20 protein-coding genes are annotated in these 18,856 nt (G+C 32.2%); 9 read left to right on the top strand and 11 right to left on the bottom strand.

What is annotated here, in order from left to right:
* Nucleotides 1-798 precede the first annotated feature (798 nt).
* On the top strand, nt 799-1,923 hold the full coding sequence (locus tag IDG60_RS09175; protein ID WP_000684141.1) for an FAD-dependent monooxygenase: 1,125 nt from the start codon (nt 799-801) through the stop codon (nt 1,921-1,923).
* Between the two features lie 91 nt (nt 1,924-2,014).
* On the opposite strand, the gene IDG60_RS09170 is transcribed toward IDG60_RS09175, so the two are convergent.
* From IDG60_RS09170 to IDG60_RS09160, 3 genes are all read right to left on the bottom strand, one after another.
* Complete coding sequence (locus IDG60_RS09170) at nt 2,015-2,968, bottom strand: 2-hydroxyacid dehydrogenase family protein (RefSeq protein ID WP_000417018.1); 954 nt, start codon at nt 2,966-2,968, stop codon at nt 2,015-2,017.
* Nucleotides 2,969-3,328: 360 nt separating this feature from the next.
* Nucleotides 3,329-3,829, bottom strand: coding sequence for a CHAP domain-containing protein (locus tag IDG60_RS09165; RefSeq protein ID WP_000737705.1), 501 nt, complete (start codon nt 3,827-3,829; stop codon nt 3,329-3,331).
* Between the two features lie 236 nt (nt 3,830-4,065).
* The gene (locus IDG60_RS09160) at nt 4,066-4,488 is read right to left on the bottom strand and encodes a DUF4870 domain-containing protein (protein WP_000206114.1); all 423 of its coding nucleotides are present in this window, start codon (nt 4,486-4,488) and stop codon (nt 4,066-4,068) included.
* A gap of 247 nt (nt 4,489-4,735) precedes the next feature.
* Here IDG60_RS09160 and IDG60_RS09155 point away from each other — a divergent pair, with 247 nt between their 5' ends.
* The 3 genes from IDG60_RS09155 (at nt 4,736) to IDG60_RS09145 (ending at nt 7,729) form a co-directional block, all read left to right on the top strand.
* Nucleotides 4,736-5,818, top strand: coding sequence for an NAD/NADP-dependent octopine/nopaline dehydrogenase family protein (locus IDG60_RS09155; protein ID WP_000684567.1), 1,083 nt, complete (start codon nt 4,736-4,738; stop codon nt 5,816-5,818).
* A 94-nt stretch (nt 5,819-5,912) separates the two neighbouring features.
* The gene (gene nhaC / locus IDG60_RS09150) at nt 5,913-7,313 is read left to right on the top strand and encodes a Na+/H+ antiporter NhaC (protein WP_000977741.1); all 1,401 of its coding nucleotides are present in this window, start codon (nt 5,913-5,915) and stop codon (nt 7,311-7,313) included.
* Nucleotides 7,314-7,486: 173 nt separating this feature from the next.
* Nucleotides 7,487-7,729, top strand: coding sequence for a hypothetical protein (locus IDG60_RS09145; protein WP_001789136.1), 243 nt, complete (start codon nt 7,487-7,489; stop codon nt 7,727-7,729).
* Between the two features lie 17 nt (nt 7,730-7,746).
* On the opposite strand, the gene IDG60_RS09140 is transcribed toward IDG60_RS09145, so the two are convergent.
* Entirely contained in the window at nt 7,747-8,550 is an 804-nt protein-coding gene (locus IDG60_RS09140; RefSeq protein ID WP_000717381.1) for a CHAP domain-containing protein, read from the bottom strand.
* Between the two features lie 609 nt (nt 8,551-9,159).
* Here IDG60_RS09140 and IDG60_RS09135 point away from each other — a divergent pair.
* From IDG60_RS09135 to sarR, 4 genes are all read left to right on the top strand, one after another.
* Nucleotides 9,160-11,115: a helix-turn-helix transcriptional regulator gene (locus IDG60_RS09135; RefSeq protein WP_206160634.1), complete on the top strand. Its 1,956-nt coding sequence runs from the start codon at nt 9,160-9,162 to the stop codon at nt 11,113-11,115.
* 25 nt (nt 11,116-11,140) lie between these two features.
* The gene (locus IDG60_RS09130; RefSeq protein ID WP_000032848.1) at nt 11,141-11,884 is read left to right on the top strand and encodes a SarA family transcriptional regulator; all 744 of its coding nucleotides are present in this window, start codon (nt 11,141-11,143) and stop codon (nt 11,882-11,884) included.
* 63 nt (nt 11,885-11,947) lie between these two features.
* On the top strand, nt 11,948-12,274 hold the full coding sequence (locus IDG60_RS09125; RefSeq protein WP_000599584.1) for a PH domain-containing protein: 327 nt from the start codon (nt 11,948-11,950) through the stop codon (nt 12,272-12,274).
* Between the two features lie 427 nt (nt 12,275-12,701).
* A complete protein-coding gene (gene sarR, locus IDG60_RS09120) occupies nt 12,702-13,049 on the top strand; it encodes an HTH-type transcriptional regulator SarR (RefSeq protein WP_000036076.1) in 348 nt (115 codons plus the stop codon).
* 188 nt (nt 13,050-13,237) lie between these two features.
* Here sarR and IDG60_RS09115 read toward each other — a convergent pair whose 3' ends face one another.
* Genes IDG60_RS09115 through IDG60_RS09085 form a run of 7 tightly spaced genes read right to left on the bottom strand, consistent with a single transcriptional unit; the run spans nt 13,238 to nt 18,286 of the window.
* Complete coding sequence (locus IDG60_RS09115) at nt 13,238-14,074, bottom strand: urease accessory protein UreD (RefSeq protein WP_000344352.1); 837 nt, start codon at nt 14,072-14,074, stop codon at nt 13,238-13,240.
* The gene (gene ureG / locus IDG60_RS09110) at nt 14,074-14,688 is read right to left on the bottom strand and encodes an urease accessory protein UreG (RefSeq protein WP_000002973.1); all 615 of its coding nucleotides are present in this window, start codon (nt 14,686-14,688) and stop codon (nt 14,074-14,076) included. The genes IDG60_RS09115 and ureG overlap by 1 nt, the downstream gene beginning before the upstream one ends.
* A gap of 12 nt (nt 14,689-14,700) precedes the next feature.
* Complete coding sequence (locus IDG60_RS09105; RefSeq protein ID WP_000565254.1) at nt 14,701-15,390, bottom strand: urease accessory protein UreF; 690 nt, start codon at nt 15,388-15,390, stop codon at nt 14,701-14,703.
* Nucleotides 15,383-15,835 carry an urease accessory protein UreE gene (gene ureE, locus IDG60_RS09100; protein ID WP_000634589.1) on the bottom strand — a complete coding sequence of 151 codons (453 nt, stop codon included), beginning with the start codon at nt 15,833-15,835 and terminating at the stop codon, nt 15,383-15,385. The genes IDG60_RS09105 and ureE overlap by 8 nt, the downstream gene beginning before the upstream one ends.
* 12 nt (nt 15,836-15,847) lie before the next feature.
* Nucleotides 15,848-17,563, bottom strand: a complete 1,716-nt coding sequence (gene ureC, locus IDG60_RS09095) for an urease subunit alpha (RefSeq protein ID WP_000008673.1) — start codon at nt 17,561-17,563, stop codon at nt 15,848-15,850.
* Nucleotides 17,560-17,970, bottom strand: a complete 411-nt coding sequence (locus IDG60_RS09090) for an urease subunit beta (RefSeq protein ID WP_000612126.1) — start codon at nt 17,968-17,970, stop codon at nt 17,560-17,562. The genes ureC and IDG60_RS09090 overlap by 4 nt, the downstream gene beginning before the upstream one ends.
* A 13-nt stretch (nt 17,971-17,983) precedes the next feature.
* On the bottom strand, nt 17,984-18,286 hold the full coding sequence (locus IDG60_RS09085; RefSeq protein ID WP_000545928.1) for an urease subunit gamma: 303 nt from the start codon (nt 18,284-18,286) through the stop codon (nt 17,984-17,986).
* A gap of 259 nt (nt 18,287-18,545) precedes the next feature.
* Between IDG60_RS09085 and IDG60_RS09080 the strand changes: the two genes are divergently transcribed.
* Nucleotides 18,546-18,856, top strand: a 311-nt coding sequence (locus tag IDG60_RS09080; protein ID WP_206160633.1) for an urea transporter, incomplete at its 3' end; no start/stop codon positions are given.

The raw sequence follows: 18,856 nt of genomic DNA, 5'->3' as shown, positions 1-18,856 counted from the left end.
CCAAATTAATGGATAAATCCTATAAGCAGTTTGGTATAAAGAAAGATGATATTAGACAAACATATTATAAATAAGACATCGGTGCTTAAAGGAGCTGGAACAATTTATTGTTTCGAGCTCCTTTAGCACATTCTGAGTGTGTTAGTTAAATGGATTTTAACCTAACAAAAAACGCGGGAGTGGGACAGAAATGATAAAGAGCCACTAATGATTTATTATGTAGTGGTTCTTACACATTAGCCACAGCTAATGTGTACTTAAAAATAGGAATACATGAGTAAAACTCATGCATAAGAAATACTAATTTCTATAGAAAAAGTATTTCTTTATCGTTGTCCCACCCCAACTTGCATTGTCTGTAGAAATTGGGAATCCAATTTCTCTATGTTGGGGCCCCGCCAACTTGCACATTATTGTAAGCTGACTTTTCGTCAGCTTCTGTGTTGGGACCCCCACCCCAACTCGCATTGCCTGTAGAATTTCTTTTCGAAATTCTCTGTGTTGGGGCCCCTGACTAGAGTTGAAAAAAGCTTGTTGTAAGCGCATTTTCATTCAGTCAAATACTGCCAATATAATATTATAGACCCTAGGACATTGATTTATGTCCCAAGCTCCCACATCATTGTTACAAATGTACATGATGTAAATGAATATTGCTGTCTAAATGTGCATGTAATATACAATGGTGCAGATAATACACTTAAGTCCTTAAAAATGAAACGTTAGTTCCAAGAGTCATTTTTAAACAATAGTGCATGTGATAAAATAGAAAAGAATGAAAAATATAGAGGTGACAATATGAAGATAGCAATTATAGGTGCAGGCATCGGTGGATTAACAGCTGCTGCATTATTACAAGAACAAGGTCATACTATTAAAGTCTTTGAAAAAAATGAGTCAGTTAAAGAAATTGGCGCTGGGATTGGTATCGGAGATAATGTGCTTAAAAAACTAGGTAATCATGACTTAGCTAAAGGTATTAAAAATGCTGGGCAAATCTTATCTACAATGACAGTGTTAGATGACAAAGATCGCCTGTTAACTACTGTTAAATTAAAAAGTAATACATTGAATGTGACGTTACCACGCCAAACATTAATTGACATTATTAAATCTTATGTAAAAGATGACGCAATATTTACAAATCATGAAGTCACGCATATAGATAATGAGACAGATAAAGTTACCATACATTTCGCGGAACAAGAAAGTGAAGCATTTGATTTATGTATTGGTGCTGATGGAATTCATTCTAAAGTGAGACAATCTGTAAATGCTGACAGTAAAGTATTATATCAAGGGTATACATGCTTTAGAGGTTTAATTGATGATATTGATTTAAAGCATCCGGATTGTGCAAAAGAATACTGGGGAAGAAAAGGAAGAGTAGGTATTGTTCCGTTATTAAATAATCAAGCATATTGGTTCATTACAATTAACTCGAAGGAAAACAATCATAAATATAGTTCGTTTGGTAAACCTCATTTGCAAGCATACTTTAATCACTATCCAAATGAAGTTAGAGAGATCTTGGACAAACAAAGTGAAACAGGTATCTTATTGCATAATATTTATGATTTGAAACCACTCAAATCTTTTGTTTATGGTCGTACTATTTTACTAGGAGATGCAGCACATGCGACAACGCCTAATATGGGGCAAGGTGCTGGACAAGCAATGGAAGATGCTATCGTATTAGTAAATTGTTTTAACGCATACGACTTTGAAAAAGCATTACAGCGTTATGATAAAATACGTGTCAAACATACTGCAAAAGTAATTAAGCGTTCTAGAAAAATCGGTAAAATTGCCCAATATCGTAGTCGTTTATTTGTTGCAGTTAGAAACCGTATTATGAAAATGATGCCAAATGCATTAGCAGCTGGACAAACTAAATTCTTATATAAATCGAAAGAGAAATAATACAACAATATGAAAACCCCCGTATGTTGAAACGAGAGCTCAACATATGGGGGTTCTTGTTTTTATAATGTTATTATAATAAATTCAATTATTAGTTAACGACAAATTGTGGTTTCTCACCTTGAACGGCACTAATTGCAGCATTAGCAACAATTTTAGACATCATGTCACGTGCTTCAAATGTAGCATTACCAATATGCGGTGTTAATACTACATTATTAAGTGATTTTAAGTCATCGGTAATATCTGGTTCAAATTCATATACATCAAGTGCAGCACCTTCAATTTCATTATCTTTCAATGCTTGCACTAGTGCTTGTTCGTGCACGATTGGACCACGAGAGGCATTGATTAAATACACCGTAGATTTCATCATTTTAAATTGTTCTGTATCAATTAAATGATGCATTTTAGGATTATAAGCAGCGTTGATAGTGATAAAATCTGCATTCTTTAATAGTGTATCTAAATCTACATATTTTGCACCGATTTCTCGTTCTTTTTCTTCTTTGCGATTAGGTCCAGTGTATAGCACATCCATGTCAAATGCTCTTGCACGACGAGCTACTGCACTACCAATTTCACCTAAACCGATAATGCCGATTGTTTTCCCAGATACTTCTCTACCTCTGAAAAATAAAGGTGCCCATCCGTCAAATCCAGTTGTACGTGATAATTGGTCCCCTTCAACAATACGACGAGCTACTGCAAGTACTAATCCAATTGTTAAATCAGCAGTCGCGTTTGTTGATGCTTTAGGTGTGTTTGTAACATCTATACTTTTTTCTCGGGCATACTCGATATCAATATTATTAAAACCAGCGCCATAGTTGGCAATGATTTTTAAGTCTTTACCAGCATCGATAACATCTTTATCAACGTTTGTAGATAATAAACTAATTAAGGCAGTCGCGTTTTTAACACCTTTAATTAAAGTGTCTTTATCGACTAATCCTTTACCTTCATACATTTCAACTTCAAAATGTTCTTGTAAAAGTTTTAACCCTACTTCTGGTATTGCACCAGCAACATAAACTTTTTCCATAAAAGATCACTCCTTTTATCTTAGTATAGTAGAAGATTAGACAGTATACAACTATGTCATGATGTCTTGTGTATCAATGATGTAAGCGCGTACTTTTGATGGAGGTGATATAACTTAGGCACTGTAGAACTATGAATTTTGTAATGTGGAAAAACTGGATCAATTAAATTAGATAACATAGTTTTAAAGTTAATAGTATTAGAAAAAATTAATATTATAAATATGGGGGAAATATAAATAAGTAGGTGGCAACGAAAAATAGCAAAAAAAGAGCTTCTCCTATAAAGGAAAGCTCAAAGTTTTTTGATGACATATGTACTAGAATTAAGTTTCAAGACAATATGTATCATCGTGTTTATATTAAATATGGATGTAGTTGTAGTTACCTGCTTCACTTGCAGAAATAGTTCTAGAACTTACTGAGAAAGGTCCGCCACTATAATTCATTTCTGAAATTGTAACTGAACCATCACTGTTTACACTTTCTACATATGCAACGTGACCAAATGGTCCTTCAGAAGATTGTAGGATAGCGCCTTTAGAAGGTGTATGATTTACTGTGAATCCAGCACCTTGTGCAGCAGCAGCCCAATTATTAGCATTTCCCCAAGTAGAACCGATTTCTCCGCCTACTTTATCATATACATACCAAGTACATTGTCCTGCAGTGTATAAGTTACCAGAATGTGAAATTGATGATGTAGTTGTCGTAGTTGTTGTAGTCGTTGTAGTTTGAGTCGTGTTGTAGTTATAGTTGTTGTAATTTGTATAATTTTCAGCAGCATCTGCATGATGTGCTTGACCTACTAATGCTGTACCGATTCCTGCTGTTAACGTAGTTGCTGTTACTAATTTTTTCATGAATAAAGTCCTCCAAAGTTCTATATCTTTTTTTATAAATAAAACGTAGCGACTGTTTTATTCTCACATCTCGAATTGATGACAATAGTTACTTTAACAAAATTAATGCTTCTTGTGGGGAATGTTATTGATTTGTAAAAGAATAAAAAAACTTTGACTAATTTTGTAATAAAAATTAGTCAAAGTTACAATGAGATTAACAGATAATTAATAGGAAATATTTATTTGTAATATGTTTAAATAAATCGAATTGTTAAAGGTATTACATATTCTTGACCATTATAATATTTGACACACGCAATAATTGTGAATACAAAAGATAATATTGAGAAAGCGAATATGGATAAAATACCGATAAATGTAATGATGAAACCTATAATGATAATGAAACTAATATCGGTAGCAATTAGGAAAACGCCTATTAAAGTGATAACGACTAAAACGATAGACCAAATAATATAAGAAATCGTATAGTTAAGATAATTTTTTCCAGCACGATCAACTAGTTTCGATTCATCTTTTTTCAATAACCATATTATCAGTGGACCAATAATAGATGTGAATAAACTTAATAAATAGATAAGCATCGCCATAATGTTCTCATCATTGGATTTGCGATTCGGTTGATGATTTGTTACGTCGTTCATTTCAGTTGTCATATTAGACACTCCTTTGAAAATTGTAATATTATCTTTAACTATAACAAAATATAATCAAAAATAAACATGTTTATTAAACAATTATTAAAAATAAAAATAATTGGTGGACGTCGGCGTTTAAATAGGTTAATTTAAGGTTATATATACTTAACATTTATAATGATGCGTAATGAATTCGCATCATTTTTATATTGTCTTACGTATAATTTGTTTTTAATTTTAACCAAAGATAGAAAGAGGGTTGTTTATGAAAATAGCAATTGTAGGATCAGGAAATGGCGCAGTTACGGCAGCAGTAGATATGGTGAGCAAAGGCCACGATGTTAAATTATATTGTCGTAATCAATCTATAAGTAAGTTTCAAAACGCAATCGAAAAGGGCGGATTTGATTTTAATAATGAAGGTGATGAACGTTTCGTAAAATTCACTGATATTAGTGATGATATGGAATATGTTTTAAAAGATGCTGAAATTGTTCAAGTGATTATTCCATCTTCATACATAGAGTATTATGCTGATGTAATGGCAGAGCATGTAACTGATAATCAGTTGATATTCTTCAACATGGCTGCAGCAATGGGGTCAATTCGTTTTATGAATGTTTTAGAAGATAGACATATTGAAACAAAACCACAACTAGCGGAAGCTAATACGTTGACGTATGGTACGCGTGTCGATTTTGAAAATGCAGCAGTTGATTTATCTCTAAATGTACGTCGTATCTTCTTTTCAACATATGATAGAAGCTGTCTAAATGATTGTTATGACAAAGTTTCAAGTATTTATGATCATTTAGTAAAAGAGGAAAGCTTAATTAAAACAAATCTTGAAAATGGTAATCCTGAAGTGCATCCAGGACCAACATTATTGAATGTCGGTCGCATTGATTATGCTGGCGAGTTCGCTTTATATAAAGAAGGAATTACTAAACATACAGTTAGATTACTTCATGCAATCGAATTAGAACGTTTAAATTTAGGCCGTAGATTAGGTTTTGAATTATCAACAGCTAAAGAATCACGTATTGAACGTGGTTATTTAGAACGTGATAAAGAAGATGAACCATTAAATCGTTTGTTTAATACAAGCCCAGTATTTTCACAAATTCCAGGACCAAATCATGTAGAAAGCAGATATTTAACTGAAGATATTGCATATGGTTTAGTACTATGGTCAAGCTTAGGTCGTGTTATTGATGTACCGACACCAAATATAGATGCAGTAATTGTAATTGCATCAACCATTTTAGAGAGAGACTTCTTTGAGGAAGGCTTAACAGTTGAAGAAATTGGTTTAGATAAGCTTGATTTAGAAAAATATTTAAAATAAATGATGGCTTGAAGATAGAAAAGGATATAGCATTATGCAAAAGCAATAAATTGAAGAAAAGAGGTTTCTCATCAATAAGCGAAGGGGACGATAGATGATGAAAAGAAAACCAACCTTTTTAGAATCAATTTCGACAATGATTGTAATGGTTATTGTTGTTGTAACAGGCTTTGTGTTTTTTGATATTCCAATTCAAGTATTATTAATTATTGCCTCAGCATATGCCACATGGATTGCAAAACGTGTAGGCTTAACATGGCAAGATTTAGAAAAAGGCATTGCAGAACGTTTAAATACTGCAATGCCTGCAATTTTAATTATACTAGCGGTAGGAATTATAGTAGGCAGTTGGATGTTTTCTGGCACAGTGCCAGCCTTGATTTATTATGGCTTAGATTTATTGAATCCAAGCTATTTTTTAATATCAGCCTTTTTTATAAGTGCTGTTACATCTGTAGCAACTGGTACAGCATGGGGCTCTGTATCAACTGCAGGGATTGCACTTATTTCTATTGGTAATCAATTGGGGATTCCTCCAGGGATGGCAGCGGGTGCTATTATAGCAGGGGCTGTGTTTGGCGATAAAATGTCACCATTATCAGATACAACTAATTTAGCGGCACTTGTTACTAAAGTTAATATATTTAAACATATACATTCGATGATGTGGACGACGATACCTGCATCAATCATAGGTTTATTAGTATGGTTTATTGCTGGATTTCAATTTAAAGGGCATTCAAATGATAAACAGATTCAAACTTTGTTATCAGAGCTTGCACAGATTTATCAAATTAACATATGGGTCTGGGTTCCCTTAATTGTGATCATTGTTTGTTTGCTATTTAAAATGGCTACAGTGCCAGCTATGGTAATATCAAGCTTTTCTGCCATTATAGTGGGGACTTTTAATCATCATTTCAAAATGACAGATGGTTTCAAAGCAACATTTAGTGGTTTTAACGACTCAATGATACATCAGTCTCATATTTCATCCAGTGTGAAAAGCTTGTTAGAACAGGGTGGTATGATGAGTATGACCCAAATATTAGTAACGATATTTTGCGGATATGCATTTGCAGGTATTGTAGAAAAAGCAGGATGTTTAGAAGTCTTATTAACTACTATTTCTAAAGGCATCCATTCTGTAGGAAGTTTAATATGTATTACTGTTATTTGTTGTATTGCGCTTGTATTCGCTGCAGGTGTTGCTTCGATTGTAATTATTATGGTCGGTGTGTTAATGAAAGATTTGTTCGAAAAATACCAAGTCTCTCGTTCCGTTTTATCAAGAACACTTGAAGACTCAAGTACGATGGTCTTACCTTTAATACCATGGGGAACATCAGGTATTTACTATACGAATCAACTTCATGTCTCTGTTGGAGAATTTTTCATGTGGACAGTACCATGTTATTTATGCGCAATTATAGCAATTATCTATGGTTTTACAGGGATAGGTATTAAAAAGTCATCGAATTCACGTTTAACTTAATGTGAGCGTGGAATATATATAATATGTTGAAACACTTTAATCATTTATAATTGTAGCGGTTATAATTTGAAAAGGTTTTAACTTAGAATAAATATCCTCTATACATATACTGAATATGTTTTGTAGCGGAACATGTTGATATATGTAATGTAAGTTTTATGTCATGATTTGTAATGACTAAATTAATTGAGAATTTGAAGGCAAGTATATTTGTAAGTACTTTAACTAAAAATTTATCAATGTATAGCCGATTTGACATGCCTAAATTTGGGTGTGTCAATGGCTGTATGTTGTTTATTCTTTATTACAGAGTGAATCGGATTGGTGAAAATCGAAATTTTGAGATTTTTACCAATTCGATTTTTTTCATAGAAATTAAAAAAGCCAACAAGGCTCTTGAAACCTTGTTGGCGTAAAACATAGCCATCACTAATTAGTGAATGAAGTTATAACCAGCAGCTTGGCTAGCTGAGATTGTACGTGAAGTTACAACACCTGGGCCATAACCATAGTTCATTTCTGAAACTCTTACTGAACCATTGCTGTTAACACTTTCAACGTATGCAACGTGACCGTATGCACCTTGAGTTGTTTGCATAATTGCACCAGCTTTTGGTGTATTGTTCACTGTGTAACCAGCTCTTGCAGCTGCGTTAGCCCAGTTACTTGCATTGCCCCAAGTTGAACCGATTTTACCACCTACACGATCAAATACGTAGTATGTACATTGACCAGAAGTGTATAAGTTACGTCCTGAAGTATAACCACTTGAGATTGAACGGCCATTTGATGATGGAGCCATAGTTGTAGTTACTTGAACATTGTTGCTTGAAGTGCTGTAGCTTGCACCTAAACCACCAGTACGGTAGCTGTTTGTGTTGTAACTATTATAGTTATTGTAGTTATATGATTGATTATTATTTGAGTAGTTGTTGTAACGGCTGTAATTATTGTAGCTATAACCATTGTTGTAATTGTTGTAGTTATTGTAGCCATTGTAGTAGTAATAGCTGTAGTAGCCATTATCTTGGTTTAATTGACTTGGATGCCAGTTACCTTTCCATGTGTAATGGTAGTTACCTTGTGCATCAATAGTGTAAGTATAGCTATATGATGTTGGGTCGTTTGGATTATAACCGTAGTTATCTTGCTCAGAAGCATGAGCTTGATTTCCTGATGCAATTGCGATTGTAGCGAATCCTGCAGTTGCGATAGTAGCTGTAGCGATTTTCTTCATTTTAAAAATATCCTCCTAAAAATTTTAAATCTAAAATATTTTCGTAATGTCCGTGTGACAAAATTAATGTTATAAGTTATCTCTCGTAATTAAACGACAAGAAAGACTATAACAGAAATTAGCGTCCTTGTGTGCTTTGTTAACGTTTTGTAATTTTTTGCTAATATCTTGACACAATAGAATTTTAAAAGTATAGAAATTTGCATTTTGCAAAACTTATAACTACGGCATTCTTTGTGAAAACTGAATGTTTCGAAAATAAGTCTGTTACAAATTTGTAATATTACTGAAAATTCTAAATGTATATTTTGTGCATAATATAGGACTTTTAATCAGAAAATGCATAAAAATTCGACACGAACGATCAAGTTTCTATGATTATGAAAGCTTTGGTATTTGGATGAAAATGTATATTTAATGGATAAAATATCCTAATTTAGCATAAAAAAATGTTTTAATAAAAGTATTATTTGATATAATCGACTTATGTTTTGTTACTGCTAAAAAACATGTGGCGATATAATTGGTAGTGAATATTAGATGTTGACAATTGATTTGAGAAAGACAAACAGGAGTAAATCAATATATTTGTATATGTGAGGATGTAAGATGACAGATAATTATTCACTACATATTTATAAAAGTATGAAAATGAGTAGTGTGAAGGAAGCGAACTTAAAAATTATATATTGGCTACAAGGTACAGGTGTAGTTTCAATCAATCTACAACAATATGATGTAAAAAGAAATGATGTCACCGTTATTATGTTGAATGATTTGTATCAAATTGATGGTCATGATGATAGTGTATGTTGTGTTGTTGAAGTAAGTGCAAAGACATTTTTGAAGTTTATGAATGCAAACTATATGATGCGTGGCAAGATATTAACAAATGAGGTTGCTAGCACTTTTAGAATCTTGATTAAGTATTTAATCTACAGCAAAATTAAACAACAGTCTTATAATGCTAATGATAAGATTATTAATTACATGTGTGTTGAATTAATGTCATTAAATACATACGATGGTAGTCGTCATTTAGTAGCCGAAGAAGTGCACGATTATTTAACAAACAACCACCATAAAAAGATAAATAGGAAAGATGTCATTAATCAAGTTAGTATTACAAACAAAGCTTTAAGTGACATGTTTAAAGCGACACCTTATAGTAATTTTATTCAATATTTAAATCATATTAGACTGGAGCATTGCTTAATTGATATTTTAACTTCTAAGAAGCCTATTGAAGAAATCGCAAGTAGTCATGGTTTTAATCATTATTCTCGTTTTATACACCTCTTTAAAGAAACGTATGGTAACACTCCTAAATTAATTAGAAAAAGATATAGTCCAACATCTCATTCAATTAACCATTCCCAATTAGTTGAAATTGATAAAAATATAATTGAATTATTTGATGATACTAATCAAAGTTCTTCAAGTATGCGCGAGATTGATATACCTTTTGAGCCTACAAAAAGGAGTCAAATGTATCAACCTAAAAACATTTATATTAAAGGAAGTAATTTTTATTGGATGGATTATTATACTATTAAACAAATCATTCAAAGATTAGGTGTTAATCCTGAAAACTTGCATATAATTGTTACAATCGACACAAGCAATGAGCTATCGATTGAACAAATCACTTTATTACTTCAAAAGATAGTGAATTACAATGTAAATGTAGTATTTCGTATTAAACATGAATATAAGGAATTGTTAACGAGTACTGAAAGAGGCAAGATAGAAAAGCTAGTAGCCACAATTTTTAATATGACATTTGAGAGTAATAGATGTAAGATTGCATTTTTAATTAACGACTTAAATACTACTGCAATTCAAAAACTGAAACGCTTAATAGATAATTATATAGGAGTATTTGAATTAATATATCATCTGGAACCAAAAGAGTTGAATACGCACTATGATAAAGAAATTGATCATCTAATAGACTATTTTATCTTACCGCTAAGACAAATAGAACAGGTGTCTATTGCATGTTCTAAAATTATATGTGATGTAGATTTGATTAATGAGAATAATGACTTAAAAGAAAAAATCACAATGTCTGATTTTAATAAGGTTACTGAACTTTTGACAAATTATACAAAATTTCGAGGACTTATTATGCACATGTCAATTATAAGTGAAGCTAGCAAAGAAATAAATTTGACTAGATTATCAATATTCATTTTTATCATAAATATACTTAATCAATTACGAGGGATTGTTATTTATCAAAATGACACGATGATTGTAACGAAGTTCAAACATGAAGTACAATGTGTCATTTGTTTGCCAGCCGCATTGTTAAATGAGAATTCAGACGCTATACGTTTATCGTGTAAGGGTCTTCAACAATTTAGCCATGCTAAAACTAAACAAATTGTTTTAAGTATAGATAAAGATAATCATACTTCCGAAAATGGTGTACTTGTGAATGATATTATGCAACAACACAGTTATTGGAAAGCTAATTTTATAGAAAGAAATATTTATGATCATTCATTAATGGTCTCAAGCAATAGTATTGTTCATTTGAAATATCATCTTGAGATATAGGCATGGTTTAAGAGAGGTTTTAAAGATGTCTAAATTTAAAGTTAAGCGTTTAACTGCACACATACTAATGTTGAAAGTCATTAATGATATGTTGAAATATTCATTTCATCTCACTTTGACTCAAGTGAAACTATTAAATCTATTAGTTAAATATGATAATTCTGATTCCAATAGCGCTTCAATAGATAGGTTATTAAAAATGAAAGAAATCCAATCTAAGATGGCACTTCTTCAAATGTTAAGTTATTTAAACAATCATCAATGGCTATTGAAAGGAAGAGATCAAAGGGATCAACGTAAATTGACTATTTCGATTAATAAAATGCATATAGATAAAATAGAATATATGAATAATGAGCTTAGTGACTATATTGAACGTTATTTTGGTCAATATACATTTGATTTTAGTTGTGACTATGTATCGTATTTATTGTCGTCACAAGAATTATTTCGAAATCTAAAGTGTTATTTAAATATGTGTCAATTAACATTAGAAGAGTTATACGTTTTAGGAATATTAAATCTGCATAAAGGTCAATTGACGGTTAAAGAATTACAGGGTGAATTCCATCACCCGATATTTGCGGTTAGCCCGATTTTAAAGTGTTTAATTTTGAAGGGATTAGTTAAAAAAGAGAGATGTGAATTAGATGAAAGACGTGTTATTGTAACAATCAAGCGAGAAAAGTTTTCTAAAGTCACTATGCTTATTCAAGCATGTTATAATTATCTTGAAAAGGGAATACAAGTTAAGCTTAATAATAAATAGTTAATCACTTGTATTTCACATACCTATGAAGAATAGTTTATAGTTTTAAGTGGGAGGGATATTATGATTTTAGATAATGTGAATCCAAATGATTTATTTCCAACTGAAAAAAAGGGTCCGTCAGTGCTAGGAATAATTGAGTATAAAGTTCAAGGTGAGAATGAATTTGAAGGGGCATTTATAGCAACAAATGAAAGATTAATTATGAATGTAGATATGAATGGCCAATTTTATTATAGAAGTATTAGTTATAATGAAATAGAGAAGATAGATTATGATGGTCAAACTATAATGTTCAAATTTAATATTGGTAATGTCCCAATGCATGATATTAAAAGTGATAACGTTGAAATGTTTGTTGAATATGTAAAACAACATATGATAGTATAATGTCAATGTATGTAGGTTGATAAGAAGAGTTTGAATGATAACTCATTGCATTTAAAGATAAATGGCATGCGTTATGATTTAAAGCTCTTCTTTTTTTATATTTTATAAATTTTGTGAGCAAGCCATCCAATTAATATAAAAAATATCAAATCAAACACGTTGATATAGATTAAAATTTTAAAAGTTTACATATCAGTTAAGATACAAAATATTCAGACTAATAATTTTCAATTTGGCAAAATATCTTAAACATCAAATTATTATAAGAAATAAATGTATTTAACCATATTCTAGTAATAAAAATATTGAATTTTTATACTTATTTGTTTAGAATGAACTTTATAACATAGTTGGATAGAGTTTCGATTTAATAAATTACATGTGAACCTTGCTACAACAAGATGTGCATCAGAGGAGTGGTTTAATAATGAGTAAAATTAATGACATTAATGATTTAGTCAACGCAACATTTCAAGTTAAGAAGTTTTTCAGAGATACAAAAAAGAAGTTCAATTTGAACTATGAAGAAATTTATATTTTAAATCATATTTTAAGAAGTGAGTCTAACGAAATCTCATCTAAAGAGATTGCTAAGTGCTCAGAGTTCAAACCTTACTATTTAACTAAAGCTTTACAAAAGCTAAAAGATTTAAAATTGTTATCAAAGAAAAGAAGTTTACAAGACGAAAGAACAGTTATTGTTTATGTTACAGATACACAAAAAGCAAATATTCAAAAACTGATTTCAGAATTAGAAGAATACATTAAAAATTAAATCAAGGTTAATTGCGTTTAATAACATTGAACGATAACAATTTATTAAAACGAAGTTATTTATTCAGCATTGGGACATAAAATTAACTTAAAATTTAAATATTGAAGATGCTTTAATTAAAGTTAAAGACTAGCCATACCTTATTTCAGCTTATTAAGCTTGAAACAAGGTACACTAGTCTTTTTATTTTAATATTTTCTTAGAAAATCAAGTTTACGATCATAAATATTTTCTGCGATATAGCTTTGGATGGTTCCAAGTATTTTCTCTATAATTTGTGTGCGATAAGCAAAAATTCTAACTGCAAAGCCATGTGTAGGCAATTGAGAAATAGCAACACGACAATCGAATGTATTGCTATAAGAACTAATGGTTTCATAAACTGAATCGATTAGTTTTTGGTTAACATCTTCATGTATGAAGTAAGCAGAGCCATAATGAGAGTAATGTTCCATATAACCTATTTCATTGATCGATTGTTTATTAGGATTCAATAATAAATTATCATATGTGACTAACTCATCTTCAATATAAATTTCATTTATTAAATGCATATATTGATACTTGAAGGCTTCGCCAGTTTTTGAATAACCAGGAGTTAAAATATCAGTATAAAATAATGAACTAGAATTATTGAGATTGAACGTATTGTGTTGATAAAATTTAGCATTTTCATATGCGATGATTGGATCAGCGACATATTCTAAATATGCGTTATCTTTTAAATTAAAAGTTTGATACTGCTCAACATGATTGGAAGGTGTCTTGTATATTTTTGTTGCACCTTGAGATGTCAATGTCACTTTAGCGTTATCTTCGACATTCACATTCATACGGTAACGATCTCCATCTAAATAGCCACCACCTACATTTACTATATAAAATGTAGGAATGGTAGATTGATTTAGATAAACTGGACGTATCACTTTAAGTGCTTTTTCAAAGAAAATATCTCTTGATACTGATCGATTGCCATCGAAAAACACTGTTAAATCAAGTTGCCCAGTCCATTGTTGTTCATCCATTATGATAATCCTTTGAGTAAAGTGTCGCGTTCAATCCAATCGATAACTTCATCCAAACCTTCGTCGGTTTTTAAGTTAGTAAAAGTAAATGGACGTTTACCACGAAATACTTTAGTATCTTCAGCCATTTGTTCTAATGATGCACCTACATAGGGAGCTAAATCAGTTTTGTTAATTACAAAGAAATCTGACTTAATCATACCTTGACCACCTTTACGTGGAATCTTTTCACCTTGAGCAACATCGATAATATATATTGAAAAGTCAACAAGTTCTGGGCTAAATGTTGCTGCTAAGTTATCGCCACCAGATTCTATGAAAATTAGTTCTATATCGTCATGACGTTCTAATAATTCGTCTATTGCTGCAAAGTTCATAGATGCATCTTCACGAATCGCAGTATGAGGACATCCACCAGTTTCAACACCAATGATACGACTTTCAGGTAGAACTCCTGAATTTACTAATATCTTTTCGTCTTCTTTTGTATATATATCATTTGTAATAACGCCGATACTCATTTCTTTTGAAAGACGTTTTACAACTTTTTCAATTAATTGTGTTTTACCTGCACCTACAGGACCACCAATACCAATTTTAATCGGATTTGCCACAATTATAACCTCCTATGATATGAAAATTCTAACATTGACGTTCTCATGCGCCATTTGATTTAGTTCTAAACCAGGCGCTGTCATGCCAAAATCTGCTTCTTTTAATTCGAAAATCTGCTTTCTTGTTTCTTCTATATAAGGAATCATGTGAGTAACTATCTTTTGACCAGCAGTTTGTCCAAGTGGAATAGCACGAACAGCATTTTGAGTTAAACTTGAAACATTTTGATATAAATAGTAATCAATAATCGTTTCAATATCTACACCTAAATGATGGCCTAGCATAGTAAAACAAATAGCTGGATTTAACTTTGCTTTCTTATCTTGCATTTGTTGATGATACCAAGCAATCCATGGGCTATTATAAAGTTCTAAAGCCAATTTAACCATGCGAGTCCCCATTTGTTTTGCACCAACACGTGTTTCTTTAGGTAAGTTTTGAACAAACATCAGTTTATCTATGTGTAATACTTTTTGTGTATCATCATTTTCCAATGCATCATAAACTAAACGCATGGCTAAACCATCAGAATAGGTAAGTTGCTCTTGTAAAAACATTTTTAACCAAGCAATAAAAGTATGATCGTCATGAATTATATTTCGTTGAATATATGTTTCAAGACCAAATGAATGACTGAAAGCACCTGTTGGAAACTGTGAATCACAGAACTGAAATAATCTTAAGTGTGTATGATCAATCATGAGAATGCCCTATATGTCTGAAAGCCTTATTAACTTTACGGTCTTCTCGAACATATGGGATGCCTAAACTTTTTAATAAATCTTCAACTAAATAATCATATTGTACTAGCATTTCAGTCTCTGTAAATTGTGCTGGCAAATGACGATTTCCTAATTGATGGGCTATATCTCCCATTTCTTGCAATGTTCTTGGTTGAATCACTAAAAGATCTTCTGAATTAACATCCACAATAATCATATTATGGTCATCTGCGTATAAAATATCTCCATATTGTAAGTCAATAGGTTGTTTTAAACGAATGCCTATTTCAGTGCCATGGTCTGTAACGACTCTTTGAATACGTTTAACAAGATCTGAATTTTCAAGGTATACTTTTTCGACGTGCTTTTGTTTTTCTGAATTTGACAAATTGGCAATATTGCCTTGGATTTCTTCAACAATCATTCTATGTTCCTCCTAGAATAAGAAGTATCTTTGAGTTAATGGTAACTCAGTTGCTGCATTACTTGTAATTTTTTCTCCATCTACATATACTTCATATGTTTGTGGATCAACGTCTAATTTAGGTGTTGCACTGTTATTTTTCATATCTGCTTTAGATAATTGTCTAATATTTTTAACTGGACGCACCATGCGTTTTAAATTTAATGCACGATTGATACCATTTTCATAAGCAGTTTTAGACACGAATGTCATTGACGTACTTGTAAGGTTTCCGCCGTATTGACCATACATTTTACGGTACTTCATCGGTTCAGATGTAGGTATAGAACCATTTGCATCGCCATTTACGGCAGAGTTAATTAATCCGCCCTTTACAACTAATTCAGGTTTAACCCCAAAGAAAATTGGGTCCCATAAGACAATGTCAGCTAGTTTGCCCGGCTCGATAGATCCTACATATTCAGAAATACCATGTGTAATTGCTGGGTTAATTGTATATTTAGCGATATAACGTTTGATGCGATTATTATCATTATGTTCAAAATCACCATCTAAAGGACCACGTTGTTCTTTCATGCGATGTGCTACTTGCCATGTTCGTGTAATTACTTCACCTACACGGCCCATTGCTTGTGAATCGGAACTAATCATACTGAATACACCCATATCTTGCAGAACATCTTCTGCTGCAATCGTTTCTTTACGAATACGTGAATCTGCGAATGCGATATCTTCAGGAATAGCCGCATTTAAATGGTGAGTAATCATTACCATATCTAAATGTTCATCTACAGTATTATGTGTATAAGGCAAAGTTGGATTTGTAGATGAAGGTAAAATATTTGAAAATGCAGCTGATTTAATTAAATCAGGCGCATGACCGCCACCAGCACCTTCAGTATGGTACATATGAAGTACACGGTCTTTAACAGCAGCCATTGTGTCTTCCATAAATCCTGCTTCATTTAAAGTATCTGCATGTAATGCAATTTGAACATCAAATTCATCAGCAACATCTAATGCATGACTCAAAGCAGATGGTGTTGCACCCCAGTCTTCATGTACTTTTAATCCAATTGCTCCGGCATTGATTTGTTCAATGAGTGCAGTTGGATTTGTTGCTTGTCCTTTACCTGTAAAACCGACATTAATCGGTAAACCTTCGGCAGCTTCTAACATTCTATGAATATGCCATGGACCTGGAGTTACAGTTGTTGCTTTAGAACCTTCTGAAGCACCAGTACCACCACCAATATGAGTCGTAATACCACTTTCTAATGCGACCTCTGCTTGTTCAGGATTAATAAAATGAACATGAGTATCAATACCACCAGCAGTGACGATTTTACCTTCAGCGGCAATGATATCTGTTGTTGAACCTATAATAATGTCGACATTATCCATTATATCTGGGTTGCCGGCATTACCTATGGCGAAAATATAACCATTTTTAATGCCTATATCAGCTTTAACCACTTTATCGTAATCGATAATAACGGCATTAGAAATGACAAGGTCTGCAACGTTCACGTCATCACGTGTTACACGAGGATTTTGCGCCATACCGTCTCTAATAGATTTACCACCACCAAAAGTAGCTTCTTCACCATAAACCGCATAGTCTTTTTCTATTTGAGCAAATAGATTCGTATCACCTAAACGAATAGAATCTCCAACAGTTGGACCGTATAAGCTCGTATATTGATTTTGCGTCATTTTAAAGCTCATGATCTTTTTCCTCCTTTTTTATTCACGTTTTCAGCACCGTTATCTCCGAATACACCTGCATATGCATCATTTTCATCAGTTGGGCGATAGACACGTGACTCATCGATAGGACCATTGACCATACCACGAAAACCAAAAATTTTACGTTTGCCAGCATATTCAACTAATTGAACTTCTTTTTTATCCCCAGGTTCAAATCGAACAGCTGCTCCAGCTGGAATATCTAAATGTTTTCCATATGCCATTTCACGTTCGAAATCTAATGCTGCATTTGCTTCATAAAAATGAAAATGTGAGCCCACTTGAATTGGTCGATCTCCTGTATTTTCAACTTCGATAACTGTTTCAGGATGATGGTTATTAATTTCAACCTCTGTACTTTTTGTAATAATTTCTCCTGGTATCATTTGACTGCCTCCTTTAAACAATAGGGTGATGTACTGTGATTAACTTAGTACCATCGGGGAACGTAGCCTCGATTTCGATATCTGTAATCATGTGTTCGACACCATCCATGACATCTTCTTTGTTTAGAATTTGTCTACCATAACTCATTAACTCTGCAACGGTCTTACCATCGCGTGCACCTTCTAATAATTCATCGCTGATTAAAGCTAATGCCTCAGGATGATTTAGTTTCAAACCACGTGCTTTACGACGACGTGCAACTTCCGCCGCCACTACAATCATTAATTTGTCTTGCTCTCGTTGTGTAAAATGCAAATTAAAACCCCCAATTTCATATTAGATACAATTTACAAAATTTATATTAATCCTAATTGTTGTGATAAACAAGTAATATACAAAGTTCAATGTGTAATTAGAAAATTATATTTTTAGCATATCCGCTATTGAAGCAAACAATCTAATCGAAAACAAATAGCGGAATATATTTATGTAAAAACCAAAATAGTTTTTAATATAACTTTTCATAGAATAGTAGTATATTAATGAGTAATGATTCAAAGGAAAGGTGAAAGATTTGAAGATAATAGATGTGCTTTTGAAAAATATATCTCAGGTTGTGTTAATTAGTAATAAATGGACAGGATTATTTATCTTAATAGGATTATTTGTAGCCGATTGGACAATTGGATTAGCGGCTATTGTAGGTAGCATCATCGCCTATACTTTTGCGCGTTTTATAAATTATAGTGAGGCAGAGGTTAATGATGGGTTAGCCGGATTTAATCCAGTGTTAACTGCCATTGCGTTAACAATCTTTTTAGATAAGTCAGGATTAGATATTGTTATAACAATGATAGCAACTTTATTAACGTTACCAGTTGCTGC

It is taken from the genome of Staphylococcus sp. EG-SA-2, from assembly GCF_017152085.1.
Note: the sequence above shows the minus strand (reverse complement) of the source record. Positions and strands in the feature narration are given on the sequence as shown.